Below are 25,975 nucleotides of genomic sequence, written 5' to 3'. Positions count from 1 at the left end.
ACCGTTTTAGCGGTTATCGTCCGCTTTCAGTCCGGTGGCGACGTGGGTGGTGATCGTCGCGAGGCGCTTGCCCTGCCGGGTCAGCGCGCCGAGCGCCAGGTCGTCGGGCGCAGCGGACTTGCGCGAGACGAACGAGCCACCGTAGGGGTTGCCCGACTCCTTCAGGTGCGGGTCGCCGTAGCCGAGCGGCAGGACGATGGCGCCCCAGTGGTAGAAGATGTTGTTCGTGGCCAGCACGGTCGCCTCGAGGCCGCCGTGCGCGGTCGACGCCGTGGTGAACGACGTCGCGACCTTGTCGGCCAGCTTTCCCTGTGCCCACAAGCCACCCGTGCTGTCCAAAAAGGACTTCAGCTGGGCCGCGGGACCGCCGAAGCGGGTGGGGCTGCCCACGGCGATGCCGTCGGCCCACTCGAGGTCGGCGAGGGTGGCGTACTCGTGGTGCGGACCGGAGTCCACCCACGCCTGCCAGCGCGGGTTGCTCGCGACGGCCTCGGGCGGCGCGGTCTCGCGCACGGTCCGGACCCGGACTTCGGCACCGGTCTCCCGGGCGCCCTCGGCCAGCGCGGAGGCGAGGGCGGCGGTGTTGCCGGTGGCGCTGTAGTAGACGACGAGGATGCGTGTGCTCACGCCCCGCGACTCTAGGCGAAAGCGCGGGTTCAGGACTGTGCTGTCCGAGGGGTGGGCGGTCCCGGCTTCCAGGGGCTCACGGTGTCCGTCGGCCGCGTCGGGTCGTTGAACCGCGGCCGCACGGGCTCGTCGCGGCGCAGCGGCACGAGACCGTCGGTGATCGCCTGCATGATCTTCGCGTGCGCGCGCACCCCGGCGCCCGGCCGCTGCGGCTCGACGTCCGCCAGGTCCACCGGCGCCCCGAAGTGCACCTTGAACCTGGGCCGCCGCAGGGGCGCACTCAGGCCCGAACGCGCGAGCGGCACCAGGTCGGCCGGGCCGTTCACGGTCTCGGTGCCCCAGTACACGGCCTCGTGCGCGCCCCACTGGCTGATCGGGATCACCGGGACATCCGCGGCCAGCGCCAGGCGCGCCGCCCCCGTCTTGCCGCGTTCCGGCCACAGCCCGGGGTCGTGGCTGATCCGCCCCTCCGGGTAGACGACGATCGGCTCCCGCGTGGTCTTCAGCTCCTCCACGGCCTCGGCGAACTGCCCGATGGCCGTCGCCGCGTGCTTGCGGTCCACCCGCAGATGCCCGCTCACGCGCAGCGCCGGCCCGATCACCGGCGCGTCCAGGATGCCCCCGGCCAGCATGAACCGCGGGTTGATGCCGATCCTCTTGCACGCCGCCATCAGCACGAACGCGTCGAACACGCCGATGTGGTTCGCCGCCATCAGCAACGGCCGCCCCCGCAGCTCCCGCGGCACCGCCCCCGACACCGTCAGCCGGCCCACCATGTTGACCAGCCCGCGGTCGATGTTGAGCATCGTCCGCCAGATCGCCGGGGCACGACGCGGGGCCGGGAAGTCGTCCTGTTGCAGCGCGAACATGGGCAGAGCATGTCATGAAGCCGATCTCGGCCCGGTGGGGTGGTTCACCACGTGACCTCGGCTTCGTAACGAACCAGCGTGCACCCACGCTGTAGCGGCCGTGCGCAAACTTGTCCCGATCCCCACCGCGCTGGTCCTCCTCACCGCATGTGGCGGCCCGGACCCCGCCCCGGTGCCGACGCCAAAGCCTTCGCCGCGGGCCGTCGCGATCGGACCACGCGAGCGGGCCTACCTCGCGGCCCTCGGTTCGATCGACCCGGCCCTCGTCACCAACATGGGCGCCGCGATCGCGCACGCGCACGACCTGTGCGACGACGTCGCGCAGGGCAAGGACCACGCGGCCGTGCTCGCGAGCGTGACCTGGTATTTCATCAGCGCCGATGTGTCGGTCGACCAGGCGAAGGCCGAGAAGATCCTCGCGGCGGCCGAATCGCTCTGCTGAGCGGAGATCCACCAGGTCGGCCGGGACGTTCGCGACGATTGTTTCTCCTGCTCTGAGAGTGGCGCATGTGACTATCGGTCCCGGGCCGTTACCGTGGAGGCATGTCTGGGTCGGCGACGAGGAAGCGGAGCACGGCGGGAAGCGGCGGGAAGGCACCGGCGCGTGGTTCGCGCACGCCGGCGAAGCCGCGCTCGTCCGGGGCTTCCGGGTCGCGTTCTTCAAGTTCTGGGTCACGGCCGAGGAGTGCGGCGCGCAAACCCCCGCCGCGGCGGGGAAAGGCGAAGTCCGGCGCGTTCGGGCGCGGGGTGCGCGGCACGTGGAACCTGGTGGCCAAGGGCGTCGGCTCGCTGGCCCGCACGGTCGGGCGCACGCGGGAGCTGGAGGCGGAACACCGCCGTGACGGGCTGGCGCTGGGGCTGATCGCGCTGGCGATCGTCGCGGCCGTGGGCGTGTGGTGGCGGGCCGCGGGGCCGATCGGGGCGGCCGTGGAGGTCGCGACGCGCACGGTGCTGGGCGCCGGCGCGGTGACGTTGCCGCTGGTGCTGGTGGTGGTCGCGGTCGCGTTGATGCGGTCGGAGCCGAACCCCGAGACCCGGCCGCGGATGGTGATCGGCACGGGGCTGGTCGTGCTGTCCGTGCTGGGGATGCTGCACATCTTCACGGCGCTGCCCGAAACCAACGACGGCCGCATGTACGCCGGCGGCATCATCGGGCTGTTGTCCGGCGGGCTGCTGACCAAGGGCGTCACCACGTGGGTCGCAGTGCCGTTGCTGATCCTGGCGCTGCTGTTCGGCGTGCTGGTGTTCACCGGCACGCCCGTGCGCGAGATCCCGCACCGCCTTCGCACGTGGGGTCTCGACGAAGACGAGCTGGCCGACCTCGAGGGCGACAACGCGGAACCCGAGGCCGACGAGCTCATCGAGGCCGACCCGAAGGCCGTGCGGCTGCGCAAGCCGTCGCGTCGCCGCCAGAGCAGCGCCGACACCGAGGGCGAGCAGCTCGACCTCGACGCGATGCTGGCCGAGCCGCCGATGCCGGTGCGCCCGCCCAAGCCGAAGCCCGCCGAAGAGGTGCCGGAGAAGAAGCCGAAGAAGGCGCCGGAGCCGCCGCTGGCGATGACGCGGACCGTCGAGGGCGATTACCAGCTGCCGTCACCCGACCTGCTGAAGCTCGGCGACGTGCCGAAATCCCGCAGCAAGGCCAACGACGCCATGATCGAGGCGATCACCGGCGTGCTCGACCAGTTCAGCATCGACGCGCAGGTCACCGGCTTCACCCGCGGCCCCACGGTCACGCGCTACGAGGTCGAGCTCGGCCCGGGCGTGAAGGTCGAGAAGATCACGGCGCTCACGAAGAACATCGCGTACGCCGTGGCCACGGACAACGTCCGGCTGCTCGCGCCGATCCCCGGCAAGTCGGCCGTCGGCATCGAGGTGCCGAACTCCGACCGCGAGATGGTGCGCCTGGGCGACGTGCTGCGCGCGCCGTCCACGGTCAAGGACAACCACCCGATGGTGATCGGGCTCGGCAAGGACATCGAGGGCCACTTCGTCACCGCGAACCTCACGAAAATGCCCCACCTGCTAGTGGCGGGCTCGACCGGTTCCGGTAAGTCGAGCTTCGTCAACTCGATGCTGGTGTCGCTGCTCGCCCGCGCGACGCCGGACGAGTGCCGCATGATCCTCATCGACCCGAAGATGGTCGAGCTCACGCCGTACGAGGGCATCCCGCACCTGATCACGCCCATCATCACCCAGCCGAAGAAGGCCGCCGCCGCGCTGGCCTGGCTGGTGGAGGAGATGGAGCAGCGCTATCAGGACATGCAGGTCAACAAGGTCCGCCACATCGACGACTACAACCGCAAGGTCCGCTCCGGCGAGATCACGGCGCCCCCGGGCAGCGAGCGCGAGTACCGGCCGTACCCGTACATCATGGCGATCGTCGACGAGCTGGCCGACCTCATGATGACCGCGCCCCGCGACGTGGAAGACGCGATCGTGCGCATCACGCAGAAGGCGCGCGCCGCCGGCATCCACCTGGTGCTGGCCACACAGCGGCCGTCGGTCGACGTCGTCACCGGCCTGATCAAGACCAACGTGCCCTCGCGGCTGGCGTTCGCCACGTCGTCGCTCACCGACTCGCGGGTCATCCTCGACCAGCCGGGCGCCGAGAAGCTCATCGGCATGGGCGACGCGTTGTATTTGCCGATGGGCGCCGGCAAACCGGTCCGCATCCAGGGCGCGTTCGTGGGCGACGAGGAGATCGCGGCCGTCGTCTCGTTCGCCAAGGACCAGGCCCAGCCCGACTACACCGTCGGCGTCACGGCTCAGAAGGCCGGCGAGAAGAAGGAGATCGACCCCGACATCGGCGACGACCTCGACGTGCTGCTCCAGGCCGCCGAGCTCATCGTCACGTCGCAGTTCGGCTCCACGTCCATGCTCCAGCGCAAGCTCCGCGTCGGCTTCGCCAAGGCCGGCCGCCTCATGGACCTGCTCGAAAGCCGCGGCGTCGTGGGCCCCTCGGAGGGCTCGAAGGCCCGCGACGTGCTCATCAAGCCGGAAGAGCTGGAGGGCGTCCTGTTCATGATCCGCGGCGGCGACGCCTCGCCGGGCGACTCGGACGACGAGGACTTCTGACGCGGTGGTGCAACCAGGACCGGTGATCCTTCCGTCCTGATCACATGGACGCGCACAAGCTCGCTCTGGCCATCGGGACCGTCGCCGTACTCGCGGTGGGCGCGGGGAGTTCGGTGGCGCTCGCGCACACGCTCGACGGTGCGGGCGGCGCGCCGCCGCCGGCCGCGGCGGTGGGGACCGTGCCGGCGGAGCCCGGCCGGGACGTGACGCTCAAGGTCGGCCAGGAGGCGCAGCTGAGCACCAAGGACCTGACCGTGCGGTACACGCGCCTGGTCGAGGACTCGCGGTGTCCGGCGAACGTCACGTGCGTGTGGGCCGGTGACGCGGTCGTGGCCGTGTCGTTGAGCCAGCCGGGGCGCGGGGAGCAGACCGCGGCGCAGCTGCACACTGGCCGGCGCGGGCCGCACGACCTGACGTACGCGGCGGCTCACGTCGAGCTCGTCGACGTGAGCCGCGCGGGCGAGCGGATCACGTTGCGGGTGAGCTGATCAGCCGAGCGACTTTCCCCAGTGGTCGAGGTAGGCGACCTCCGACAGTGGGCGGCGCGGGGTGGGCTTGAAGTCGGTCGTGGTCGTGTAGGCCACGGGCAGCAGGCAGGCCTGCGTGTAGCCCTCGGGAATGCCCAGGATCTCGGCCGCCTCGGCCTCGGTCTGCAGGTGGTAGGTGGTGAGCGTCGAGCCGAGGCCCCGTGAGCGCAGGGCCAGCTGGAAGCTCCACACGGCGGGGAAGATGCCGCCGTAGAGCACCGCGTCGGCCACGTTCGCGCCGGTCGTGCGGCCTTCGACGCACGGCACCACGAACGCCGGGACCTGCTCGATCACGTCGATCAGGTGCCGGCCGGAGGCGACCGAGCGGGCCATGGCCGGGTCGGCGGCGGCGACGTCCGCGTACTGCTCCAGGTACGCCAGTCCGACGCGGCGGAACAGCTCGCCCAGCCGGTTCTTCACGTCCTGGTCGCGCACGACTAGCCAGCGCCACGACTGCTGGTTGCCGGGCGTGGGCGCGTGCAGGGCCAGCTCGAGGCACTCGGCGAGCACCTCGTTCTCCACCGGACGCCGCAGGTCCAGCTTGCGCCGCACCGACGGCGTGGTGGTCAGGACGTGGTCGAACTCCATCAGGGCTCCCTGTCGCGAGGCGAAGATCGTCTCGGCCGCCGCGGCGGCCGCACTCGATCTTGGCCGCGGGGAGGCCGGCGCGCGCCCGCAATCGGCCGAGCGTGAGCGAAGGGCCCGAGGTTTTCGGCTTTCCGGACGGACGAGGCCGCGCGCCGGCGCACCTCGTCCCTGGCTGGGGGCCGGTCTAGAACTCCAGCAGCATGCGCGAGTTGCCCAGGGTGTTCGGCTTGACGTAGGGCAGGTCGAGGAACTCCGCGACACCCGGGTCGAGCGAGTGGCGCATCTCCTCGTAGACCTCGTGCGACACGGGCGTGCCGTCGATCTCGACGAAGCCGTGGCGCAGGAAGAAGCCGGTCTCGAACGTCAGCACGAACAGGCGCTTGAGGCCCAGGTCGCGCGCCTCGTCCACGAGCCGGCCCACCAACGCGTGACCGATGCCCCGGCCGCGCGCGGCCTTGTCGACCACGACCGTGCGCAGCTCGGCGATGTCCTCCCACAGCACGTGCAGCGCGGCGGCGCCGAGCACGTCCTCGTCGCCGGTGCCGTCCTCGTCCACCGCCACCCAGAACTCCTGGATCGCCTCGTACAGCGTGACCAGGTCTTTCTCGAGCAGCACGCGGCCGGCGTCGGCGTCGACCAGTGCTTTGATCTTGCGGACGTCGGCTATGCGCGCGCGGCGGACAGTGGGTCGGACGGAGTCAAGGGGCACACGGTCCAAGATATCGATCGCGGCGCCCGGCGCCCCGGACGGCTCGATCGAGGTACCCCGGATGCGTGAGCGGAACGGCCTTCACGTATAGCTATTGCACGCCCTGATCGATCAGTAGCCGCTCAGAACATCAGGCCGCCCCAGGTGGCCTCTGGGGGAGGAAGTGCATGTCCGGGACCACCGTGGTCGCGCCTGAACGACCCGGTAAGCCTCCGGCGCCCAGTGCGGCACAGAGCCGTTTCCGGCCCGAGCTGCAGGGCGTGCGAGCCCTCGCCTCGCTGCTGGTCGTGGTCTACCACGTGTGGCTCGACCGGATCTCCGGCGGCGTCGACGTGTTCTTCCTGGTGTCGGGCTTCCTGATCACCGGCCAGCTCTACCGCGCGCTGCTGCGCGGGAAGATCGAGCTGCGGCCGATGTGGGGCCGGATGATCAAGCGGCTCTTCCCGGCGGCGATGACCGTGCTGCTCGCGGTGGTTGTCGTCTCCACGCTGCTGCTGCCCGAGGACCGCTGGTTCCAGACCATTCGCGAGGTCTTCGCCTCCGCGCTGTTCTACGAGAACTGGCAGCTGGCCGCCGACTCCGTCGACTACTTCGCCCAGCACAACAGCGCGAGCCTGGTCCAGCACTTCTGGTCGCTGTCGATCCAGGGCCAGTTCTACCTGCTGTGGCCGCTGGTCTTCGTCGCGCTCGGCTTCCTCGTGCGCCGCCTCGGGCTGTCGCTGCGCCACACCGTGAACACTCTGCTCATCACGCTGTTCGTGGCTTCGCTGGCGTACTCGGTGTACCTCACCGCCGTCGACCAGCCGCTGGCCTACTTCCACGGCCTCACCCGCGTGTGGGAGTTCGCGCTCGGCGGCCTGATGGTGATGTTCCTCGACTCTTTCACGCTGCCGCGGGGCCTGCGCGTGGTGCTCGGCTGGATCGGCGTGGCCGGGTTGGTGCTGTGCGGCATCGTGCTGCGCGTCGACTCGGTGTTCCCCGGCTGGATCGCGCTGTGGCCGACGCTCTCGGCCGGGCTCGTGCTCGTGGCCGGCCAGACGAACACCGTCTTCGGCGCCGACCGCTGGCTCAGCTCGAAGCCTCTGGGCTACCTCGGCAACCTGAGCTTCTCGCTGTACCTGTGGCACTGGCCGGTGCTGGTGTTCTACCTGGTCGTGCGTGACCGCGCGGCCGTCGGCCTGCTCGGCGGCGCGGTGGTGATCGGCGCGTCGTTCGTGCTCTCGATCCTCACCTACCACTTCATCGAGAACCCGATCCGGTTGTCGAAGATCGGCACGGTGAAGCGCTGGGGCGCCTACCGGTTCGGCATTCTGGCGCTGGCGCCGGTGCTGATCGCGGCCGGTGTGTGGGGCACGTACACCTCGGCACAGGCCAACTACACGATCTCGCTCGCGGACGCCGACCACCCCGGAGCCGCCGCGCACGCACCCGGGTTCGCCTACCGCGGTTCTGCGGAGCCCTCGATCGTGCCGCCGACGCTGAAACTGCCCGAAGACTGGGCGGGCATCACCGACGACAAATGCACGATGTCGCCGCGCAACGAGGAACTCAAGGTCTGCACGCAGAACCCCGAAGGCCCGCCGAAGAAGCGCGTGGTCCTCGTGGGCGACTCGCACATGCAGCAGTACCTCGCCGCGTTCCTGCCGATGGTGCAGACCGAGGGCTGGGCCGTGACGTCGATGCTGAAGGGCGCCTGCCCGTTCTCCAGCAACGCCGACCTGATGCCCGGCGACCAGGCCTGCATGGACTGGAACAAGGCCGCGGCCGACGAGATCGTCGCGATGCACCCCGACGCCGTGGTCACCCTGGCGAGCGTGAACACCCACGCGGGCATCACCGAGACGACCCCGGCGGGCTTCGTGACCCAGTGGTCGGCGATGGACAAGGCCGGCATCCCCGTGGTGGCCTTGCGCGACAATCCGCGGTTCGCGTTCAACATGGCCGCCTGCGTCGCGCAGCAGGGTCCGACCAACCCGGTGTGCGTGCTCGACCGCGACGCCGTGCAGCCGGCCGCGCCGTCGTACACGAGTACGCGCGGCGTGCCGGGCAACGTGTCGTTCCTCGACTTCACGGATTACTTCTGCGACAAGGACACCTGCCCGCCGGTGGTCGGCAACGTGCTGGTGTACATGGACGACAACCACCTCACCGCCACTTTCCTGACCACGCTGGCCCCCATCGCCGACAAGCAGATGAAGGCCGCCCTGAAGTGGTGATCGCTCCGGTTCCCTGATCCCCGTATGCTGCGGCACCGGGAGATCGACAGGGGGAAGCGGGGGAGATGACGCGCGCGGGGTGGGACGCATTCCAGGCCGCCCAGGCCGAGGCTGCGGCGGGCCGGACGACGACGCTGGCCGGACCGGACGGCACTTCGTGGCTGCTGGTGCCGGGACAGCCGTGGCAGTGGTCACGACCGGGTGGTGCGTGGCAGTTCGGGGTGGTGCCGCCGGATCCGGCGTATCGGGCCGGGACTCGGATGGTGCCGCCGAACGGCGGGCAGCCGGGCCCGGGACCTGGCGGCCGAGGTGGTCCGCGGGGACCGTTCGCGGCGCCGGCCGGACCTGGTGCTCCGGGCGGGCAAAACGCACGGCCGATGCCGCCCGGACCGCCACCCGCTCAGCCGGTCCAGACCGGTTTCCCGCCCGCGCCACCGCCCCAGTCCGGGCCGATGCCCGCACAGTCGTGGCCGGGTCGGTCCGCGCCACCGCCGATGCCGGCACAGGCACCGCCGCTCCCGTCCGCGCCGGTGCCCGCTCAACCCGCGCCGCCGCAAAGCGGTCCGGCCGGTCCCGTCGCGCCGCCGACGCCGGCGCGTCCGGCGGAAACCCCCGTCCGGGTGGAAAACCTGAGCGGCGGCGGGTTCGTCTCCGGCGACGAGCCGGCGGCCGAGTTCGTGCGCCGCGTGGTGCAGGTCGTCTCGTGGGCCGACCGCACGCGACACGGCCAGGGTGGCTCGGGTGAACCGCCGCCGCCGGAACCCGAGCGACCCCAGGGCAAGCAGGGCGGGCTCCTCGACGACCTCGCCCGCAACACCCGCTCGATGACCTTCGACCTGCTCGCCGCCGGCAACCGCGCGCGGGGCCGGAAAGAGCAGGAGCGGTACGAGCAGGCGTACGCCGAGTGGACCGTCGCGTACCAGGAATGGGAACGGCGCAACGCTTCCGGCAACCGGCAGCCGAACCCGCTGGTGCTGCTCGTCGGCCAGCCGCACACGGGGCAGAGCCGGCTGTGGCGGTCGGTGCGCGACGAGCTCGGCGCGGCCGACGTCGGGTTCGAGGACTTCGTCACGGTCGGCGCGGCCGAGGTGCTGGGCGACGAAGACTCGGCCGGCGACGCGCTGCGCGGGTTTGTCTCGCGGCGCACCGACCCGGCGCTGGTCCTCGTCGAAGACCTCGACACGCTCCTGGACAAGGATCCGGCCGGTGTGTTGCGCGCGTTGCGGGACTACGCGCACGACCAAGGCAGCTGCCGCCTGCTCGTGCTCGCGGGCACCGAGCGCGTGGCCGAGCGGCTGCGCACCGAGGCACCGGACCTGGTTTCCGCCGTGCTGCAGTACCGGTTGCCGAAGTTCACCCGGCACGCGCACGCGGCCGCGCTGCTGGACGTCGTCGCGGTCGAGCGCTCCTTTGTGCTGCCCCCGGACGTCCGCGACCGGCTGGCGCAGCTGGCGAACCTCTCCGCCGGCGCCCGCGGTGTCGAGGCGTTGCTGGACGCCGCCGGGCGGGAAGCCGTCGCGAGCGGTCCGTCGGCGGACGGCCGGATCCACCTGACGCAGCAGCACCTCGCGCCGCTCGTCGCCGCGGCCGAGCAGCGGAGCGGGCAGCCGATCGAGGAGCTGCTGGCCGAGCTGGACACGATGATCGGCCTCGACTCGGTGAAGCAGCGCGTGCGCGCGCTGGTCGCCGAGGCCCAGATCGACGCCCGGCGCCGTGACGCGGGCCTGCCCGTGGCCAGCCGCAGCCGACACCTGGTGCTCACCGGAAACCCCGGCACGGCCAAGACGACCGTCGCGCGGCTGCTCGGCAAGATCTACCAGGCGCTGGGGACGCTGCCGAAGGGCCACGTCGTCGAGGTCGCGCGGCCGGACCTGGTCGGCGAGTACGTCGGCGAGACGTCGAAGAAGACTCGCGCCGTGTGCGAACGCGCGTCGGGCGGTGTGCTCTTCATCGACGAGGCCTACAGCCTCGCGCTGGACAAGGACGACGACTACGGCCGCGAAGCCGTCACCGAGATCCTGCTCCAGATGGAGAACCACCGCGACGACCTCGTCGTCTTCGCCGCCGGTTACCCGAAGGAGATGGACGGCTTTCTGGAGACGAACCCGGGTCTGCGCTCGCGGTTCGCCACCCGGATCGAGTTCCCCGACTACACCGCCGACGAGCTCGCCGGGATCTACCGCGTCCTCGCGCGAGGCCAGGGTTACGAGCTCTCCGACGACCTCCTCGCGGAACTGCCCGAGGCCATGCGCCGCATCCCGCGTGGGCGCGGCTTCGCCAACGGCCGCTCCGCGCGCGGCGTGCTGGAGTCGACGATCGGCAAGCAGTCGGCCCGGCTCGCGGCGCAGCCGGACACCCCGGCGTCGGCACTGTCCACTTTGGTCGCCGCCGATCTGCCGGGCGCCGGGGAGTCCGGCGTCGCGGTCACGGACGACGCCGGACCACGCCGTGGTCTCGACGACCTGCTCGCCGAGCTCGACGGCATGATCGGCCTCGACGCGGTCAAGCAACGCGTGCGCGCGCTCGTCGCCGGCGCGCGGCTGGACGCGCGGCGGCGCAAGGCCGGCCTGCCCGTCGGGGCGAGCAGCCGCCACCTCGTCTTCACCGGCAACCCGGGCACGGCGAAGACGACCGTCGCCCGGCTCATGGGGCGGCTGTACCGGGAGTTGGGGCTGCTGACGTCCGGGCACCTGGTCGAGGTCGCGCGGCCGGACCTGGTCGGGGAGTACCTCGGCCAGACCGCGCCCAAGACCCGCGAGGTGTGCGAACGCGCGCTCGGCGGCGTGCTGTTCATCGACGAGGCCTACGCCCTCGTGCAGACCTACGGCGGCGGCCACGCCGACTACGGCCAGGAAGCCATCGCCGAGCTGCTGGTCCAGATGGAGAACCACCGCGACGACCTGATCGTCATCGCCGCCGGCTACCCCGCCGACATGGACCGCTTCCTCGACGCCAACGCCGGCCTGCGCTCGCGCTTCGGCGGCACCGTCGACTTCGCGGACTACTCCGACGAGCAGCTGGCCGCGATCTTCACGGCGATGACCACCCAGCGCGGCTACCGGCTCGCCCCCGACCTCACCGCGGCGCTGCCCGCGGTCATGGCCGGGATCGACCGCGGCAGCGGCTTCGCCAACGGCCGCTCGGCCCGCGGCTTGCTGGAGCAGGCGATCGCCGCGCAGGCGCTGCGCCTCGCCGGCCCGGACGTCGACCTCGAGTCCGTCGACGACGCCGAACTGACGCTCCTGACACCGGCGGATCTGCCCCCGCAAGGGTGACCTTCGGCGCGCCCCGCCGGTGGGGGAGCGGGAAAGCCCGCCCACCGGCGGGGCCGGGCCACCGCACTGGGTGACGCCGTCGCCGACCGGCGTGGGTGCGGCGGCTACCCTCAACGTCGTGCCTTCTCCCACCACTGAGCCAGCCCGCAGTCGTCGTGTCTCCCTCGTGACCCTGGGCTGCGCCCGCAACGAGGTCGACTCCGAGGAGCTGGCCGGACGGCTCGCGGCCGGGGGCTGGGAGCTGGCGGCGGACCCCGAGGACTCCGACGTGGTCGTGGTGAACACGTGCGGCTTCGTGGAGTCGGCGAAGAAGGACTCGGTCGACACGCTGCTCGCCGCGTCCGACACCGGCCGCAAGGTCGTGGCCGTCGGGTGCATGGCGGAGCGCTACGGCACGGAGCTGGCCGAAAGCCTGCCCGAGGCCGACGCCGTGCTCGGGTTCGACCACTACGCCGAGCTGTCCGACCGCCTCGACGACGTCGTGGCCGGCCGCACGGTCGCGTCGCACACGCCGTCGGACCGGCGCAAGCTGCTGCCGATCAGCCCGGTGCAGCGGCCCGCGGCCGCGGAGGCCGTGGAGGTCCCCGGGCACGCCCAGCACGGCTGGGGCCCGCGCGTGCTGCGCACCCGGCTCGACGATTCGCCCGTGGCCGCGCTGAAGATCGCGTCGGGCTGCGACCGGCGCTGCTCGTTCTGCGCCATCCCGTCGTTCCGCGGCTCGTTCGTCTCGCGCCAGCCGGAGGAGATCGTCGCCGAGGCGCAGTGGCTCGCCGAGAACGGCGTGAAGGAGCTGTTCCTCGTCAGCGAGAACTCCACCTCCTACGGCAAGGACTTCGGCCGGGACGGCACGCGCGCCCTCGAGCTGCTGCTGCCGCGCCTGGCCGAGGTCGAGGGCATCGACCGCGTGCGCGTGTCCTACCTGCAGCCGGCCGAGACGCGCCCGCAGCTGGTGAAGGCCATCGCGACCACGCCGGGCGTCGCCGACTACTTCGACCTGTCCTTCCAGCACTCGAGCGAGCAGGTGCTGCGCCGGATGCGCCGGTTCGGGTCCACCGACTCGTTCCTCGCGCTCACCGAGCAGATTCGCGAGTACGCGCCGGAGGCCGGGATCCGCACCAACGTGATCGTCGGCTTCCCCGGCGAGACCGAGGACGACCTCGCGGAACTCGAACGCTTCCTCACCGGCGCGCGCCTCGACGCCGTCGGTGTGTTCGGCTACTCCGACGAGGACGGCACGGAGGCCGAGACCTTCGACGGCAAGCTCGACCCCGCCGTGGTCACCGAGCGCGTCACCCGGATCTCGGCGCTGGTCGAAGAGCTCACCGCCCAGCGGGCCGAGGATCGCATCGGCACGTTCGTGGACGTGCTGGTGGAGCAGGAGGCCGAGGACGGCGAAGACGCCGTCGGCCGTGCCGCCCACCAGGCGCCCGAGGTCGACGGTGAGTGCGTGATCCTCGAAGACCCGGACCGTGCCGCCGTCGAGGTGGGCGATCTGGTGCGCTGCGAGGTCGTCGACTCCGCCGGGGTCGACCTGATCGTCCGCCCGGTGCCGGACGCGGACCGGTGAGTGCCGCACCCAGCGACGCCGGCGAGGGCATGACCCGCGCCGCGCAGGCGTCGTCCCAGGGAGCGGCCCCCCAGACCCACGAGGTGCCTGCTGAAACGGGGGCCGCCCGCATGCCCGAGCCTGCCGTACCCGAACCGACGCCCGTCCCGACGCTGAACGTCGCGAACCTGCTCACGCTCTCGCGGCTGATGCTGGTGCCGCTGTTCGTCCTCGCGCTCTTCGCCGGCGACGGCGTGGACACCACGTGGCGCGCGATCGCCACGGGCTTGTTCGTCATCGCCTCGGCCACCGACCAGGTCGACGGGTGGGTCGCCCGCAAGTACGGCCTGATCACCGACTTCGGCAAGATCGCCGACCCCATCGCGGACAAGGCGCTCATCGGCGCCGCCCTCGTCGGGCTCAGCGTGCTCGGCGAGCTGCCGTGGTGGGTCACGATCGTGATCGCGGTCAGGGAGATAGGCGTCACACTTCTGCGCTTCTGGGTGATTCGTCACGGTGTGATTCCGGCGAGCCGCGGCGGCAAGGCCAAGACGATGACGCAGATCCTGGCGATCGTCGTCTACCTGCTGCCGCTGCCGGCCGGCGCGGACCCGGTGCGCTGGGTGCTGATGGGGCTCGCTGTTCTGCTGACCGTGGTCACCGGCGTCGACTACCTGATCCGCGCGATCCGCCTGCGCGCGGCGGGCCGCCGGGCGACGGGCGCTTGATGGCGGAGCTCGACGAGGCGGCCGCGCAGCTGGTGGCCGCCCTGACCCGGCGCGGGGAGACCGTGGCCACGGCCGAGTCGCTGACCGCCGGGCTGGTGTGCGCCACTGTCGCCCGCATCCCGGGCGCGAGCGTGGTGCTGCGCGGCGGGCTCGTCGTCTACGCCACGGAGCTGAAAGTCGCGCTGGCGGGCGTCGACGAGAAGTTGCTGGCCGAGCACGGCGCAGTGCACCCCGAGGTGGCGGCGCAGCTGGCCGACGGCGCTCGCGAGCGGTGCGGCGCCACGTGGGGCCTGGGGCTGACCGGCGTCGCGGGCCCGACCGCCCAGGACGGGGTGCCTCCGGGCACCGTGCACATCGGTCTCAGCGGGCCGTCGACCCGGATCGTCCGTACCCTGGTGGAGACCGGTGACCGGGACATGATCAGGACCGCGTCGGTGCGTTCGGCGTTTTCCCTGCTCGGGGAACATCTACACTGAATGGGGCGTTCGCCCTTGGCGGACGCACGTGTCAAGTCCTGCGCTCGGGGCACCGCTCTGGGTAACGTAGGAGGCACCAGTTCGGGAAGGAGGCGCGTGATGACCGTGCTGTTGCGTGAGGCGATCGGTGATCGGCTCCGTCATGCCCGCACCAACCAGCGTCGGACGCTGCGTGACATCTCCCGCGCCGCCAGGGTGAGCCTCGGCTACCTGTCCGAGGTCGAGCGTGGTCAGAAGGAGGCCTCCAGCGAGCTGCTGGCTTCCATCTGCGACGCCCTGGACCTTCCGCTCGGCGAGTTGCTCCACAAGGTCGCGGCAGACGTGACGGCCCTCGAGTCGGTGGAGGTGGCCCCGGTCGACGAGCGCGTGGTCGACGGTGCCGCGAGGGAGACCGTGCCGGCGGAGCGGGAAGCCACCGCGTCCGCGAGCGGGTTCGAAGGCGGCCGCCTGGTCTCCGAGCTGGTCGGCGACGACCTCTCCGACCTGCGGCTTTCGCCCGCGCCGCGGATGAACACCCAGCTGCGGACCACGATCGGCGCGCCGAAGCTCGCGTCCACGATCGCCGCTTAGGAACGCGCAGAGAAACGCTTCGTACGCGTACGGCCCCGGGTTGTGACCCCGGGGCCGTACGCGTATCCACAGAATCGATCAGGGTCGTCCCTGAATTCCCCCGGGGTCGCCTGGAACGGCAGGGGCTGACCTGACACGATGGAACCCAACGCCGGGGTCGGGACGTTGTGAACTAGGGGAGCGACGCCCCACCTCGAGACACACAGGGCCCGTGGGACGCAAGAAGGCAGGCGGAGGAGATGGCCAACCCGTTCGTGAAGTTCTGGAAGTACCTCATGGCGTCGTTCTCGTCGAAAATCGACGAGCACGCCGACCCGAAGGTGCAGATCCAGCAGGCCATCGAGGAGGCACAGCGCAACCACCAGGCGCTGACGCAGCAGGCCGCCTCCGTGATCGGCAACCAGCGTCAGCTGGAGATGAAGCTCAACCGGCAGCTCGGCGAGGTCGAGAAGCTGCAGGCGTCGACCCGGCAGGCCCTGGTGCTCGCCGACGAGGCCCGCGGCAAGGGCGACGAGCAGAAGGCGACCGATTTCGAGACGGCGGCGGAGAGCTTCGCCGCGCAGCTCGTCACGGCCGAGCAGAGCATCGAGGACCTCAAGACGCTGCACGACCAGTCGCTGCAGGCCGCGGGCCAGGCCAAGAAGGCCGTGGAGCGCAACGCCACGATGCTGCAGCAGAAGCTGGCCGAGCGCACCAAGCTGCTCTCGCAGCTGGAGCAGGCGAAGATGCAGGAGCAGGTCTCCGCGTCGCTGAACCAGATGAGCCAGCTGGCCGCGCCGGGCAACACGCCGTCGCTGGAAGAGGTTCGCGACAAGATCGAGAAGCGCTACACCACCGCGCTGGGCTCGGCTGAGCTGGCGCAGAACTCGGTGCAGGGCCGCATGCTCGAGGTGCAGGAGTCCGCCACGCAGATGGCGGGCCACTCGCGCCTGGAGCAGATCCGCGCGTCGATGCGTGGTGACTCGGTCGCGCAGGTCACCGACGGTGGCGGCGCCGCGAAGTCGGCCGGCACAGCCGCCAGCGCGGACATCCAGCGTGAGGTCCAGGCCCGCGTGCAGGCCGAGCAGGGCAAGAACCCGGCCTGATCGCCGGGCTCGAGGACGACTCCCGGGGGTGGGGCATGGCCGGCAGCGGCAGACGGCGGGACTTCAACGAGTTCAACGCCAAGCTCGAGAAGCACATCGAGAAGCTGCCGGAGTACGCCCAGCGTGCCCAGGAGAAGCTGCAGCGGTACTTCCCGCCGGCCGATGAGGCCGGCGGGAAGCCCGCCGCGAGGCCGTCCTCGCCGAAACGTCCCGCGCCGCCCGTGGTGCGCCGGACCGCCGTGCCCACCGCGTTCGCGCAGGTGGCCGGCCAGGTCCCGGCCGTCGCCGAGGCGCGCGCGAAGTGGCAGCGGTGGAACGAACCCGCGGCCAAGCACCAGCGGCGCATCACCCGCACCTCCAGGGTGCTCACGTTGTGGCTGCTCATCACGATCCTGCTCGGCGTCCTGACCGTGCTCGCCGGCACCGGCCTGATGGGCGCCGGCGGCACCGACGTGGCCCAGACCGTGCTCGCGGGCTTCGGCACGGTCGTGTTCGGCACGTTCAGCGTGCGGACCGGCCTGAAGCTCCGCCAGCTGAAGAAACTCGAACTCCCCGCGGCGAGCAGCGCGGCCCCGCCGCCGCTGCCCCCGGCCGCCTCGGCCGCCCGCGAACCGATGGAACGGCTGGCGGAGTCCGAAGCCTCCCTCGGCGAGCTGCTGCGGCAGCTGTCCGTGCCCACCTCGCTGGGCACCACGGCCGTCCCCGAGGTCTCCGTGGCCGACGCCCGTGCCACGGCCCAGGAAGCGGCCCGCGCCCTGCGTGGTCTGGCCGCCCGCATCCAGGCCATCGAACGCGGCCGCAACTCCGCCCCCGAACGTGAGCGCGGCGCGCTGGATGCGGCCGTGGCGAAGCTGCGCGAGCAGCTGGACGACGGCATCGAAGGCTTCGGCAGCCTGGTCGCGGCGGCGGGACGCGCGGTCGCGGCCAGCAGCGACGGCATGGGCACGTCCAAGCAGGCGTTGACCGACGCGACCGACCACCTCGCGGGGCTCGCGTTGGCGTTGCGGGACCTGTCCTAGGGGCCGCCACGCGGTTCGGCGGATTTTCCGCGGGTGATTTTTCCCGCGTGTACGGATTCCTGTGCGGTGACCGAGTGCTGTGTGCGGCACCGGAACGAGCCGGATGGCGCAGTTTGGGTTTCCGGTCGGCCTAGTCCTCGTCACCCCGCGCCGACGGTGGGTGAGTGTCCCCGAATACCGAAACAATGGCGTAATCCGAAACAGCTGGTTACGGAAACGCGTGCGGTTTAACGTTTTTCTCATGAAGTCAGTGGTGGCACCCGCCAGGATCAGCGCCGTGGCCTGAGGTTCCGCGGCGCCGGTCGTACACAGTGGACTCATCCGTTCCGTCGAGGAAAGGACCCTCCGTGACCACGCTCCCGCCCGAACCGGAACCCGTGCCCGTCCCCCCGCCCGGCTCGCACCAGAGGGTGGTGGCCGCGTTCGAACGCCTCGCGCAAGTCGACCGCCCCGAGCTGTGGATCAGCCTCCGCACGCTGGAAGAGGTGCTGGTCGACGCGAAGGCCGTCGACGAGCGCGTCCGCGCCGGGGAGGACCTCCCGCTGGCCGGGACCGTCGTCGCGGTCACGGACCTCATCGACGTCGCCGGGCTGCCCACCACCGCGGGGTGCCCGGGTTTTTCTCGGGTGCCCGTGACCAGCGCCACGGCGGTCACGCGGCTCACCGGCGCGGGTGCCGTGGTGCTGGGCAAGACGAACCTCGATCAATTCGCCTCCGGGCTGGCCGGCACGCGCAGCCCGTACGGCGCGGTGGCTTCGGCCGGCGACCCCCAGAAGGTCGCGGGTGGGTCCAGCAGCGGTTCTGCCGTGGCCGTCGCGCTCGGAATCGCCGACCTCGCGCTCGGTACTGACACCGCCGGCTCCGGCCGGGTTCCCGCGGCGCTGAACGCCGTCGTCGGCCTCAAACCGACCCTCGGGCTCGTGCCGAGGACCGGGGTTTTCCCGGCGTCGCCGTCGTTCGACTGCGTTTCGGTGTTCGCGAGCACCCTCAAGCTCGGCCAGCGCGCGCTCGCCGCGCTGACCGGCCCGGACGGCCAGGACGCGTCCGTGCGCGAGTGGCCCGCCGACGTCCGCCTCGGCGCGGGGGAGCGGCCGCGGGTCGCGATCCCCGACGTCGCCGGGCTCGCCGCGTTGTCCGGACCGGCGAGGCGCGCTTTCGGCGTGGCCGTGGCGTCGCTGGAGGCGTCCGGCGCGGTGATCGAGCCGATCGATCTCGGCGTGTTCTTCGAAGCCGGAGAGCTGCTCTCCGGCAGCGCGCTGGTGGCCGAGCGCTTCGCGTCGGCCGGAGACGTGCTGGCCGGGAAACCGGAAGGCGTCGATCCGACGGTCGCCGGACTCGTCGCCGCGGCGGGCACCCACCTCGCCCACGAGCTCGCCGACGCCCACGGCCAGGTCGCCCGGTTGCGCGCGGCGGCCCGCGATGCGCTCGGCGAGTGCGACGCGCTGCTGCTGCCCACCGTGCCCGACCACCCGGACCTCCGCGAGGCACTGGCAGATCCGCTCGGCGTGAGCGCGCGGCTGGGGACGTACAGCGCGTTCGTGAACGTCCTCGACCTCGCCGCCGTGACCGTGCCGGTCGCGCCGGGGGACCAGCGACCGTTCGGCGTCACGATCGCTGTGCGGGCGTTCGAGGACCAGATCGCGCTCGACCTCGCCGCGGTGCTCACCGGGGAGCAGGCGAGCGAGCCGTACCCGGCAGAAGGGGTCGACCTGGTCGTGTTCGGCGCCCACCTGCGCGGCCAGCCGCTGCACGGCGAACTGCGGGGCGCGCGGTTCGTGACGCCGGTCCAGACCGCCGAGCGGTACCGCATGGTGCTGCTCGACACCGAACCGCCGCAGCCCGGCGTGATCCCCGGCAGCGGCGCGCTCGACGGCGAACTCTGGCGGCTTTCGCCGGCGGGCTTCGGCCAGTTCGCGGCGGCGCTGCCGGAGCCGTTCGTGCTCGGGCACGTGGAGCTGGAGGACGGCAGTACGCCGCTCGCGGTGCTGTGCCCACCGGCCGCCACAGGTGGCGCGCCGAACCTCGACCGGTACGAATCGTGGCGCGGCTACCTGCGGTTCGTCAGCACGGCCGGCCTGCGATCCCCCGGCTGACGCGGCGCACCAGCGCCGGTCCGTGAAGTGCGAAGCCGGTGTAGAGCTGCACGAGGCTGGCGCCGGCGTCGAGCAGCCGGCTCGCGTCGTCGGGGCCGAGGATGCCGCCGACGCCGATGATCGGCAGCTTGCCTTCGGTGCGCCCGTGGACGAAGCGGACGACTTCGAGCGAGCGCGCCGTGAGCGGGCGGCCGGACAGGCCGCCGGCTTCGGTGGCGAGGTGCGCTTCGGCCGGGGCGACGCCGTCGCGCGAGAGCGTGGTGTTGGTGGCGATGAGCCCCGCGACGCCGTGGCCGAGGCACACCTCGAGCAGCTCCGCGAGCGCCTCGTCCGTGAGGTCCGGCGCGACCTTCACCAGCAGCGGCGTGTCCCCGCCCAGCTCGGCGGACGTCTTGCGCAGCTCGGCGAGCAGCTCGCCCAGCGCGGCCTTGTCCTGCAACGCGCGCAGCCCCGGGGTGTTGGGCGAGCTGACGTTGATCGCGAAGTAGTCGGCGTAGGGGTGCAGCACGCGCAGCGAGAAGCGGTAGTCGGCCACGGCCTCGTCGAGCGGGGTCACCTTGGACTTGCCGATGCTGATCCCCAGCGGCACGCGGGGCTTGCCCTGCGCGGCGAGCCGGCGGGCCAGGGCTTCGGCGCCGTCGTTGTTGAAGCCCATCCGGTTGATCACGGCGTCGCTCTCGGGGAGGCTGAACAGCCGCGGCTTCGGGTTTCCCGGCTGCGCGTGCCGAGTGACGGTGCCGACCTCGACGAACCCGAACCCCAGCGCCGGCCACGCCGTGAGCGCGCGCCCGTTCTTGTCCATGCCCGCGGCCAGCCCCACGCGGTTCGGGAACCGCAGCCCCAGCACGGTCACCGGGTCGTCGGTGCCGTAGACGCGCCCGAGCGGCCCGAGCGCGGGCCCCACACGGCTCAGCAGCCGCACGGTGCGCTCGTGCACCAGCTCGGGATCGTGGTAGGCCAGCCGGTACAGCCCGGGGCGTCCGATCTTCTCGAAGAGCACGCGCCCATGCTGCCTCATCGGCTCCGGAGCGGCGCCTGGAACCCGGCCCGCCTGTGGCGCCGGTCGCCGTCGGACCCGCCGGCCACGACACCGGTCAGCCGGTGGCGCCTTCCTTCCACTCGTCTTCGAGCATGGCGTAGACCAGTTCGTCGGTCCAGTCGCCCTTGACGATCTCGTTCTCCTTCAGGTGCGCTTCCTTGCGCATCCCGAGGCGTTCCATCAGGGCGCTCGACGCGCTGTTGCGGCCGTCGCAACGCCCCACGACGCGGTGCAGGCCCAGGTCCTCGAACCCGAGGCGCAGCAGCTCTTTCGTGGCCTCCAGCGCGAGGCCGCGGCCGTGGTGGTCGGGGTGGAAGACGAACCCGATCTCGCCCTGGCGGTGCTCGGAGCTGAGGTACTCGAGGTTCAGGTCGCCGATCAGCTGGCCGGTCTCGGCGAGTTCGACCGCGACGGCGAGGAACTGGCCCTCCTGGGTCAGCGAGGAGCTGTGCACGCGCTTCGCGAGGGCGGCGGCGGATTCGGCCCGGCTGCGCGGTCCCCAGTAGAGGTAGCGGGCGACGTCGGCCCGGGACTGGAAGGAGTTCAGCGCGTCGAGGTCCTCGAGCTTGAACGGGCGCAGGAGCAACCGTTCCGTCGCGATCGGGTAGTCGGGCCTGAGCATGCCGTTCAGGCTAGCCACATGCGGCCGTTCGGGGTATGCGCCCGTGCCGATCGATCGGCGAAGAACGGGGATCAATCGCCGGACGGTCGCCCAGCGGGGCCCGGCGGCGAGATCTCGTATATGAAGGGGTGCTCCCGGGGTGCCTCTCGGACGCCGTCAAACGTCCGAGTCCAAGCCGGACCGGTGCTCGAAAGCCCCGGGAGCCCGGTGACTGCCTGGTATTCGCTATCAGGCAAACACGCGAAGCAGGCGATGAGCCGAAGGTGGCTCAGGTTGTATCGCTGCTCAAAGTCCCTACGCGTGCCATCCGCTAGCGGACAGCCACCTCACGAGTCCTGTGAGAATACAACTTAGGACCACCTCCTCTCTCGTGTAAGACCACGCTAACCGCGAATGCCGGTGCCCGGCAACATCATTTGGGCGAACTCACGGTTGCCTGCCTGGGATGTCCGAATCCGTTCGCCAGCCGCGAACAGCGGCCGGCGGGCAGGGGCCGGTGGACAAGCGCCGGCCGCCGCGGTCGGTTTCGCGGCCTTGTCCGGTCCGTCGGTTCAGTCCACCGGGCGCGGACCGGGCTGGCAGCGCGGGCAGAACCACGTGGGCCGCCGGTGGACGCCTTCGCCCTGGTCGTGGACCTCGACCCGGCCGCCGCAGCGGAAACAGCCCTGGCGCGTGCGCTCGTAGACCCAATTGCGCCGGCCGCGGCCGAGGTCGCCGGTGGTCACCTGCTCGTGGCGCCACGCGTTGGCCAGCAGCAGCTTCCGGGCCAGCGCCACGACCTTCCTGGTGTCCACTTCGGACACCGGCGTCCACGGTGACACCTTGAGCAGGTGGCAGATCTCGACTTTGTACAGGTTGCCGACGCCGGTAAACCTGCTATAAGTTACCCTAGAACGGGAGGGTACATGGTGGCAAGGAAACGGGTGCGTGACGGCCTGGTGCTCGACGTCTACGCCAGGGTGAGTCGGCTCGGCGACGAGCGGCAGCGTTCGGTTGAGGGGCAGGTGGCCGACTGCAAGGCCCGTCTCGTGGACATCGGCGCGAAGGTCGGCAAGGTGCTCGACGCCGACCGCGGCCGGAGCGCGTGGAACCCACGCGTGAAGCGACCCGACTGGGACGAACTCATGCAGCGCCTGGAAACCGGCGCCAGCGATGGCGTGATCGTGTTCGACCTGGCGCGGTTCTCGCGCCGGCCGATCGAGGGCGAGCGGCTGATCTCCGCCGCCGAGCGCGGGCTGCTCGTGCTCGACTCGGAAGGCGAGTACGACCTGACCACGCCGAGCGGGAAGAAGGCGTTTCGGGACCAGCTCAACACTGCTGCCTACGAGAGCGACCGCACCTCGACGAAGACCAAGCGCGGCAAGCGGCTGAAGGCGTTGAAGGGCGAGACCAACAACAGCCAAAGAGCGTTCGGGTGGAACGAGGACAACAAGACGCTCCGTAAATCCGAAGCCGACGCGCTCGCTGACGCCGCCAAGCGTGTGCTCGCGTTCCAGTCGCAAGACGCCATCGTGATCGAGTGGAACCGGTCCGGGCTGCGCTCGGTCAACGGGAAGCCGTTCACGCGCACAGCGCTTCGGCAACTGCTGTTGCGGCCACGCAACGCGGGAATCGCTGTGTACCAAAACGAAGTGCTTCGCGAACCCAGCGAGGACCCGAACGTTCCCGGCGAGTTGAAGCGGCTCGTCGACGTCGAGCCGATCTTCGATGTGGGGACGTGGGAAGACCTGCATTCGCTGTACTCGTCGCGCCGCCGCGGCCGGCCGACGTCGGAGGCCTACCTGTGTTCGGGGATCGTCCACTGCGGAGTGTGCAAGCACACCCTCACGGGCCGTCCGCGGAAGAACATGGCGCCATACCCGGACGGCACGGTGCGGCGGCAGTACTGGTGCCAACCACGCGCCCATGCCGGGGGCTGTGGCCGCATCAGCGTCGATCAGCGTGCGCTCGATGGCCACGTGCTTGAGCTGATCGCGGTCATCCTCTCCGACCCACGTCACGCCGCTGCGATCGAGGCGTCGACCAAGGCGGCCGCCGACGCGCGCCAGCTGGTGCATGACGAGCTGGCGCGCGCCGAGCAGCTGGCGAACGAGCTCTCGGCACGACTCGGCCGCGAGGAAATGAGCTTGGCCCGCTACGACGCCGCCGTGGCGCCTCTGGACAAGAAGATCGCTCGGTTGCGTGCTCAGCTGGTGGAGCTGGGGGAGAGCGCGGAGGTGAAGCTGCCCCCGAAGCTGGCGGCCGAGTCCCTCGAGGAGTGGCGTGCCCGGTTGAAGGCCGCGACTGTGCCCGAGCGTCGCGCGCTGTTGGCCCGCGCGCTGCGCGGCCGGTGGCTCGTCGTCAGCTCGCTCGACCCGTCCGCGCCGAGGGTGTTCGACCCCAACCGCATCAGCATCGTCACCCCGGACTCAGCGGTCGACAGGAGCGCAGGCGTGTAGAACGCCCCGGACGTCGACCCGAACCTCGCAGTTCGGCGCGGCCGAAGCCGTGACCGAGGCCGAGGCCGAGGTGAACGGTGCCGCCGCTGTCGCGCTCACTCGGCCGGTCGGGCTCACGGATCCCAACGGCAGGGTCGAAACACTGCTGGCGATCGCGCCGACGTCCAGCGGAGAGGGAGATGTGGGCGGCGGGGCGGGGGCGGTGGACGTTCTCGTGACGCGGGGCGCAGTGGTTGTCGGACTCGGCACGGGCACAGGCGCGGGCACGGTCGGGGAGGTAGTGGGTGCGGGGGCGCGGGGCATCGTTGGCTGAGGGCCCGCTGGAGACGCACCAGGCGGCGACGGCGGTGTGGCGGGCGCCAGGACGAGCACGGACGCGGTCGTCACTGTTGCTGCCGTGAGCGAGACGGCGGTGGCGGCGACGGGGTGGCTCTGTGCCTGGCGGATGAGCCAGGGGAGGGCGCCGGCGATCGCGCCGAACACGGCCACGATCCGCAGGTGCCGGCGTCTTCCGTCGTCGGGTGGGTGTGGTTCGTCGAGGATGGCTTGTGCCCTCAGGTGTCCGTTGACCCAGCGTTTCACGCGTCGCACGCGCCATAGGGCATATACAGAGACTGCACTTGCGAAGACACTGGCGACGGACGCAACAATTAGAAAAATCACTAATGCAAGTTGCACCTCGGTAATCGCGGAGTAAACCTCGTGAGCCGTTTGCCAATTCAACTTCACCCGCTTGGCGGTATTTGCGTCTTCGGTCACCACTCGAATGCCGGTATTGGAAAACTCAAACGCGTGTGCTATTCCCCGTAGCGCTGCTCCTGGCGCGCGCGGTGCTGGTAGATGTACGCCCACCGCTCGTCTTCGGACAGGTCGGTGATCGCCCACAGCTTCCGTTCGACCTCGTCGCGCAGATCTGGCCCCGCCGGCGCCGACACCGCTCGCAGCGTCCGAACCTTCGGAAACTCGGTGACCTTCCCCGCCAAGTAATCATCGGCAGCGCCGACGGGCAAGCCGATGGCTACTTCGATTTTGCGCATGGTGCGAGCTGAAACTTTTTCGCCATTCTCGACGGCGACCACGGTTCGTAATCCGAGCTTTGCCGCCTCAGCGAGTGCCTGCTGTGTCGGCATGCCGGCGCTGACCCGAGCGCGTGCGATCTCCGCGCCGAGCCCTTGCCTAATCCGCGTGTCCTGCGTAGTCACGGGTCGAGAATGGCGCACTGTACGACACGGCGCTACCCGCTGCCGTCTTCGCCTTACCCGCAGCTCGCTCAATTCGCGCATGCATTCAAGGTAATTCAAGTGGATTCAGAGGTCAAGCTTGCGTAACTCGCGCATCTCGCCTTGACAGCTCGCGTGTCTCGCGTAGTCTGCATTCATGCAGATTCCGAACGATCGCCTCAGGAGCTTGAGGCAGGCGACCGGGCTCAAGGTCGGCGCCTTCTCGGAGCTGGTCCAGTGCAGCCCCTCGCACCTGACCAACTGCGAGAACGGCAACCGGAACCCCTCACCGGAGCTGGCCGAGCTGATCGCCCGGGAGTTCTCTCGCCTGCTCAAGACCCGCGTGACCGTGGCGGACTTCATGCCGACGGGGGCGGGCACGGTCCCGGACCGGCCCCATCCGCAGCCGAAGCCGCCCACCAAGCCGCCGACACGCGAGCCGACCAAGAAGGCACCGAAGCGTGTCGCCGATGGGGTCGCGGCATGAGCAGCCGCCCGCCACGACGGAGCAGGAACGACGGCACCCGGCCGGTACCTGCGCGCCCGGCGCCTCCGCGCACCGAGCCGACCGAGGTGCCGCCGGCTGACCCGGCCCGCGACGACCGCGACGTGGCGCTCAACCAGTGGGCCGCTGCGCTCGCCGCGAGCCTGCCGCCCCTGACCCGGGCCGAAGCCGCACCAATCGGCCAGCTCGCCGCCGTGCTCGACGCCCGCTGCGCGCAGGCCGCGCCGCAGGCGGAGGAACGCCGCGCCGCCTGACCTGACCAGCCGCAACAACAAGACGCCCGCCCCGTCGCCGTGCAGGGCTCCGGAGCGGGCTAACCACGAGAGAAAGGGCTCTCATGATCGAAACGAAGGATACCGACGCGTTGGAGGTCACCGACTCCCACGTGTCCGCCGTGGCGCGGCTCGCCGCAGTCCACGTGCAGTACGGGGAGATGCGCCTCCCGCAGCTCATCGCGGACAACCTCGCGGACACCGACAAGGTGCGCGTGACCGTGCTGCGCCGGGCGGCCCGCGGGTACGACCACCTCGGCACCGTCGCCGCAGACCGCGACGGTGTGGACCTCTTCGGGATCGCGTGGCCGAAGGGAGTGGTCGGCGGCACGCGCGTGGACGTGTCGTGCGCCCGCCACTCCTACGTCGTGCAAGTGGTGCTGCCCGCGGTAGAGGCTGAGACACCAATCCTCCCGGCCGACGACGCCGGAGAGGCGACCGTCCAGGCGCCCACCGTCGAGCGCGACGACGAG

At 71.1% G+C, this 25,975-nt stretch carries 23 protein-coding genes and 1 pseudogene; 16 read left to right on the top strand and 8 right to left on the bottom strand.

Annotated features, from left to right (window positions below; genetic code table 11):
- Positions 1-6: 6 nt before the first annotated feature.
- Positions 7-627, bottom strand: a complete 621-nt coding sequence (wrbA, locus tag K1T34_RS00120) for an NAD(P)H:quinone oxidoreductase (RefSeq protein WP_220242275.1) — start codon at positions 625-627, stop codon at positions 7-9.
- A 29-nt stretch (positions 628-656) separates the two neighbouring features.
- Positions 657-1,496, bottom strand: coding sequence for a 1-acyl-sn-glycerol-3-phosphate acyltransferase (locus K1T34_RS00115; RefSeq protein WP_220242274.1), 840 nt, complete (start codon positions 1,494-1,496; stop codon positions 657-659).
- A gap of 100 nt (positions 1,497-1,596) precedes the next feature.
- Between K1T34_RS00115 and K1T34_RS00110 the strand changes: the two genes are divergently transcribed.
- The 3 genes from K1T34_RS00110 to K1T34_RS00100 all read left to right on the top strand — a co-directional run bounded on the left by K1T34_RS00110 (position 1,597) and on the right by K1T34_RS00100 (position 5,062).
- Positions 1,597-1,938, top strand: a complete 342-nt coding sequence (locus K1T34_RS00110; protein WP_220242273.1) for a DUF732 domain-containing protein — start codon at positions 1,597-1,599, stop codon at positions 1,936-1,938.
- A gap of 101 nt (positions 1,939-2,039) precedes the next feature.
- On the top strand, positions 2,040-4,574 hold the full coding sequence (locus tag K1T34_RS00105; protein ID WP_220242272.1) for a DNA translocase FtsK: 2,535 nt from the start codon (positions 2,040-2,042) through the stop codon (positions 4,572-4,574).
- A 44-nt stretch (positions 4,575-4,618) separates the two neighbouring features.
- Entirely contained in the window at positions 4,619-5,062 is a 444-nt protein-coding gene (locus tag K1T34_RS00100) for a hypothetical protein (RefSeq protein WP_220242271.1), read from the top strand.
- On the opposite strand, the gene K1T34_RS00095 is transcribed toward K1T34_RS00100, so the two are convergent.
- Both K1T34_RS00095 and K1T34_RS00090 read right to left on the bottom strand, forming a co-directional pair.
- Positions 5,063-5,689 (bottom strand): nitroreductase family protein, encoded by a 627-nt coding sequence (locus K1T34_RS00095; RefSeq protein ID WP_220242270.1) that lies wholly within the window; start codon positions 5,687-5,689, stop codon positions 5,063-5,065. It lies immediately after the preceding gene.
- A gap of 184 nt (positions 5,690-5,873) precedes the next feature.
- On the bottom strand, positions 5,874-6,398 hold the full coding sequence (locus K1T34_RS00090; RefSeq protein ID WP_220242269.1) for an amino-acid N-acetyltransferase: 525 nt from the start codon (positions 6,396-6,398) through the stop codon (positions 5,874-5,876).
- A 167-nt stretch (positions 6,399-6,565) separates the two neighbouring features.
- Here K1T34_RS00090 and K1T34_RS00085 point away from each other — a divergent pair, with 167 nt between their 5' ends.
- From K1T34_RS00085 to atzF, 9 genes are all read left to right on the top strand, one after another.
- The gene (locus K1T34_RS00085; RefSeq protein ID WP_220242268.1) at positions 6,566-8,614 is read left to right on the top strand and encodes an acyltransferase family protein; all 2,049 of its coding nucleotides are present in this window, start codon (positions 6,566-6,568) and stop codon (positions 8,612-8,614) included.
- A 620-nt stretch (positions 8,615-9,234) separates the two neighbouring features.
- Positions 9,235-11,889, top strand: coding sequence for an AAA family ATPase (locus K1T34_RS00080; protein ID WP_220242267.1), 2,655 nt, complete (start codon positions 9,235-9,237; stop codon positions 11,887-11,889).
- Positions 11,890-12,007: 118 nt separating this feature from the next.
- Positions 12,008-13,456: a 30S ribosomal protein S12 methylthiotransferase RimO gene (gene rimO / locus K1T34_RS00075; protein ID WP_220242266.1), complete on the top strand. Its 1,449-nt coding sequence runs from the start codon at positions 12,008-12,010 to the stop codon at positions 13,454-13,456.
- Positions 13,453-14,163 carry a CDP-diacylglycerol--glycerol-3-phosphate 3-phosphatidyltransferase gene (pgsA, locus tag K1T34_RS00070; RefSeq protein ID WP_370643596.1) on the top strand — a complete coding sequence of 237 codons (711 nt, stop codon included), beginning with the start codon at positions 13,453-13,455 and terminating at the stop codon, positions 14,161-14,163. The genes rimO and pgsA overlap by 4 nt, the downstream gene beginning before the upstream one ends.
- A complete protein-coding gene (locus K1T34_RS00065; protein ID WP_220242265.1) occupies positions 14,163-14,639 on the top strand; it encodes a CinA family protein in 477 nt (158 codons plus the stop codon). The genes pgsA and K1T34_RS00065 overlap by 1 nt, the downstream gene beginning before the upstream one ends.
- A gap of 99 nt (positions 14,640-14,738) precedes the next feature.
- Positions 14,739-15,209, top strand: a complete 471-nt coding sequence (locus tag K1T34_RS00060) for a helix-turn-helix domain-containing protein (RefSeq protein WP_220242264.1) — start codon at positions 14,739-14,741, stop codon at positions 15,207-15,209.
- A gap of 239 nt (positions 15,210-15,448) precedes the next feature.
- A complete protein-coding gene (locus K1T34_RS00055; RefSeq protein ID WP_220242263.1) occupies positions 15,449-16,294 on the top strand; it encodes a PspA/IM30 family protein in 846 nt (281 codons plus the stop codon).
- A 35-nt stretch (positions 16,295-16,329) separates the two neighbouring features.
- Complete coding sequence (locus K1T34_RS00050) at positions 16,330-17,313, top strand: hypothetical protein (RefSeq protein ID WP_220242262.1); 984 nt, start codon at positions 16,330-16,332, stop codon at positions 17,311-17,313.
- 347 nt (positions 17,314-17,660) lie between these two features.
- A complete protein-coding gene (atzF, locus tag K1T34_RS00045) occupies positions 17,661-19,406 on the top strand; it encodes an allophanate hydrolase (protein ID WP_220242261.1) in 1,746 nt (581 codons plus the stop codon).
- Here atzF and K1T34_RS00040 read toward each other — a convergent pair.
- The 3 genes and pseudogenes from K1T34_RS00040 to K1T34_RS00030 form a co-directional block, all read right to left on the bottom strand.
- A complete protein-coding gene (locus K1T34_RS00040; RefSeq protein ID WP_220242260.1) occupies positions 19,375-20,406 on the bottom strand; it encodes a quinone-dependent dihydroorotate dehydrogenase in 1,032 nt (343 codons plus the stop codon). The two genes, atzF and K1T34_RS00040, sit on opposite strands and share 32 nt — an antisense overlap.
- Before the next feature lie 94 nt (positions 20,407-20,500).
- Positions 20,501-21,067 carry a GNAT family N-acetyltransferase gene (locus tag K1T34_RS00035; protein WP_220242259.1) on the bottom strand — a complete coding sequence of 189 codons (567 nt, stop codon included), beginning with the start codon at positions 21,065-21,067 and terminating at the stop codon, positions 20,501-20,503.
- 551 nt (positions 21,068-21,618) lie between these two features.
- Positions 21,619-21,933 (bottom strand): annotated as a pseudogene (locus tag K1T34_RS00030) (DNA glycosylase); the annotation flags it as partial.
- Positions 21,934-21,972: 39 nt separating this feature from the next.
- Between K1T34_RS00030 and K1T34_RS00025 the strand changes: the two are divergent.
- Positions 21,973-23,505: a recombinase family protein gene (locus tag K1T34_RS00025; RefSeq protein ID WP_255638868.1), complete on the top strand. Its 1,533-nt coding sequence runs from the start codon at positions 21,973-21,975 to the stop codon at positions 23,503-23,505.
- A gap of 797 nt (positions 23,506-24,302) precedes the next feature.
- On the opposite strand, the gene K1T34_RS00020 is transcribed toward K1T34_RS00025, so the two are convergent.
- Positions 24,303-24,707, bottom strand: a complete 405-nt coding sequence (locus tag K1T34_RS00020; RefSeq protein WP_220242257.1) for a helix-turn-helix domain-containing protein — start codon at positions 24,705-24,707, stop codon at positions 24,303-24,305.
- Positions 24,708-24,882: 175 nt separating this feature from the next.
- On the opposite strand from K1T34_RS00020, the gene K1T34_RS00015 reads away from it, so the two are divergent.
- The 3 genes from K1T34_RS00015 to K1T34_RS00005 form a co-directional block, all read left to right on the top strand.
- A complete protein-coding gene (locus K1T34_RS00015; RefSeq protein WP_220242256.1) occupies positions 24,883-25,212 on the top strand; it encodes a helix-turn-helix transcriptional regulator in 330 nt (109 codons plus the stop codon).
- Complete coding sequence (locus K1T34_RS00010) at positions 25,209-25,484, top strand: hypothetical protein (RefSeq protein ID WP_220242255.1); 276 nt, start codon at positions 25,209-25,211, stop codon at positions 25,482-25,484. The genes K1T34_RS00015 and K1T34_RS00010 overlap by 4 nt, the downstream gene beginning before the upstream one ends.
- Before the next feature lie 83 nt (positions 25,485-25,567).
- On the top strand, positions 25,568-25,975 hold a 408-nt coding region (locus K1T34_RS00005; protein ID WP_220242254.1), incomplete at its 3' end, for a hypothetical protein.

It is taken from the genome of Amycolatopsis sp. DSM 110486, assembly GCF_019468465.1.
Classification (GTDB): Bacteria; Actinomycetota; Actinomycetes; order Mycobacteriales; family Pseudonocardiaceae; genus Amycolatopsis.
Note: the sequence above shows the minus strand (reverse complement) of the source record. Positions and strands in the feature narration are given on the sequence as shown.

Coding starts and splice junctions, on each gene's coding strand:
- K1T34_RS00050 (WP_220242262.1), top strand. CDS start 16,330: ATGGCCGGCAGCGGCAGACGGCGGGACTTCAACGAGTTCAACGCCAAG.
- K1T34_RS00035 (WP_220242259.1), bottom strand. CDS start 21,067: ATGCTCAGGCCCGACTACCCGATCGCGACGGAACGGTTGCTCCTGCGC.
- K1T34_RS00060 (WP_220242264.1), top strand. CDS start 14,739: ATGACCGTGCTGTTGCGTGAGGCGATCGGTGATCGGCTCCGTCATGCC.
- K1T34_RS00100 (WP_220242271.1), top strand. CDS start 4,619: ATGGACGCGCACAAGCTCGCTCTGGCCATCGGGACCGTCGCCGTACTC.
- K1T34_RS00010 (WP_220242255.1), top strand. CDS start 25,209: ATGAGCAGCCGCCCGCCACGACGGAGCAGGAACGACGGCACCCGGCCG.
- K1T34_RS00095 (WP_220242270.1), bottom strand. CDS start 5,689: ATGGAGTTCGACCACGTCCTGACCACCACGCCGTCGGTGCGGCGCAAG.
- K1T34_RS00015 (WP_220242256.1), top strand. CDS start 24,883: ATGCAGATTCCGAACGATCGCCTCAGGAGCTTGAGGCAGGCGACCGGG.
- K1T34_RS00105 (WP_220242272.1), top strand. CDS start 2,040: ATGTCTGGGTCGGCGACGAGGAAGCGGAGCACGGCGGGAAGCGGCGGG.
- K1T34_RS00115 (WP_220242274.1), bottom strand. CDS start 1,496: ATGTTCGCGCTGCAACAGGACGACTTCCCGGCCCCGCGTCGTGCCCCG.
- K1T34_RS00065 (WP_220242265.1), top strand. CDS start 14,163: ATGGCGGAGCTCGACGAGGCGGCCGCGCAGCTGGTGGCCGCCCTGACC.
- K1T34_RS00085 (WP_220242268.1), top strand. CDS start 6,566: ATGTCCGGGACCACCGTGGTCGCGCCTGAACGACCCGGTAAGCCTCCG.
- K1T34_RS00055 (WP_220242263.1), top strand. CDS start 15,449: ATGGCCAACCCGTTCGTGAAGTTCTGGAAGTACCTCATGGCGTCGTTC.
- K1T34_RS00025 (WP_255638868.1), top strand. CDS start 21,973: ATGGTGGCAAGGAAACGGGTGCGTGACGGCCTGGTGCTCGACGTCTAC.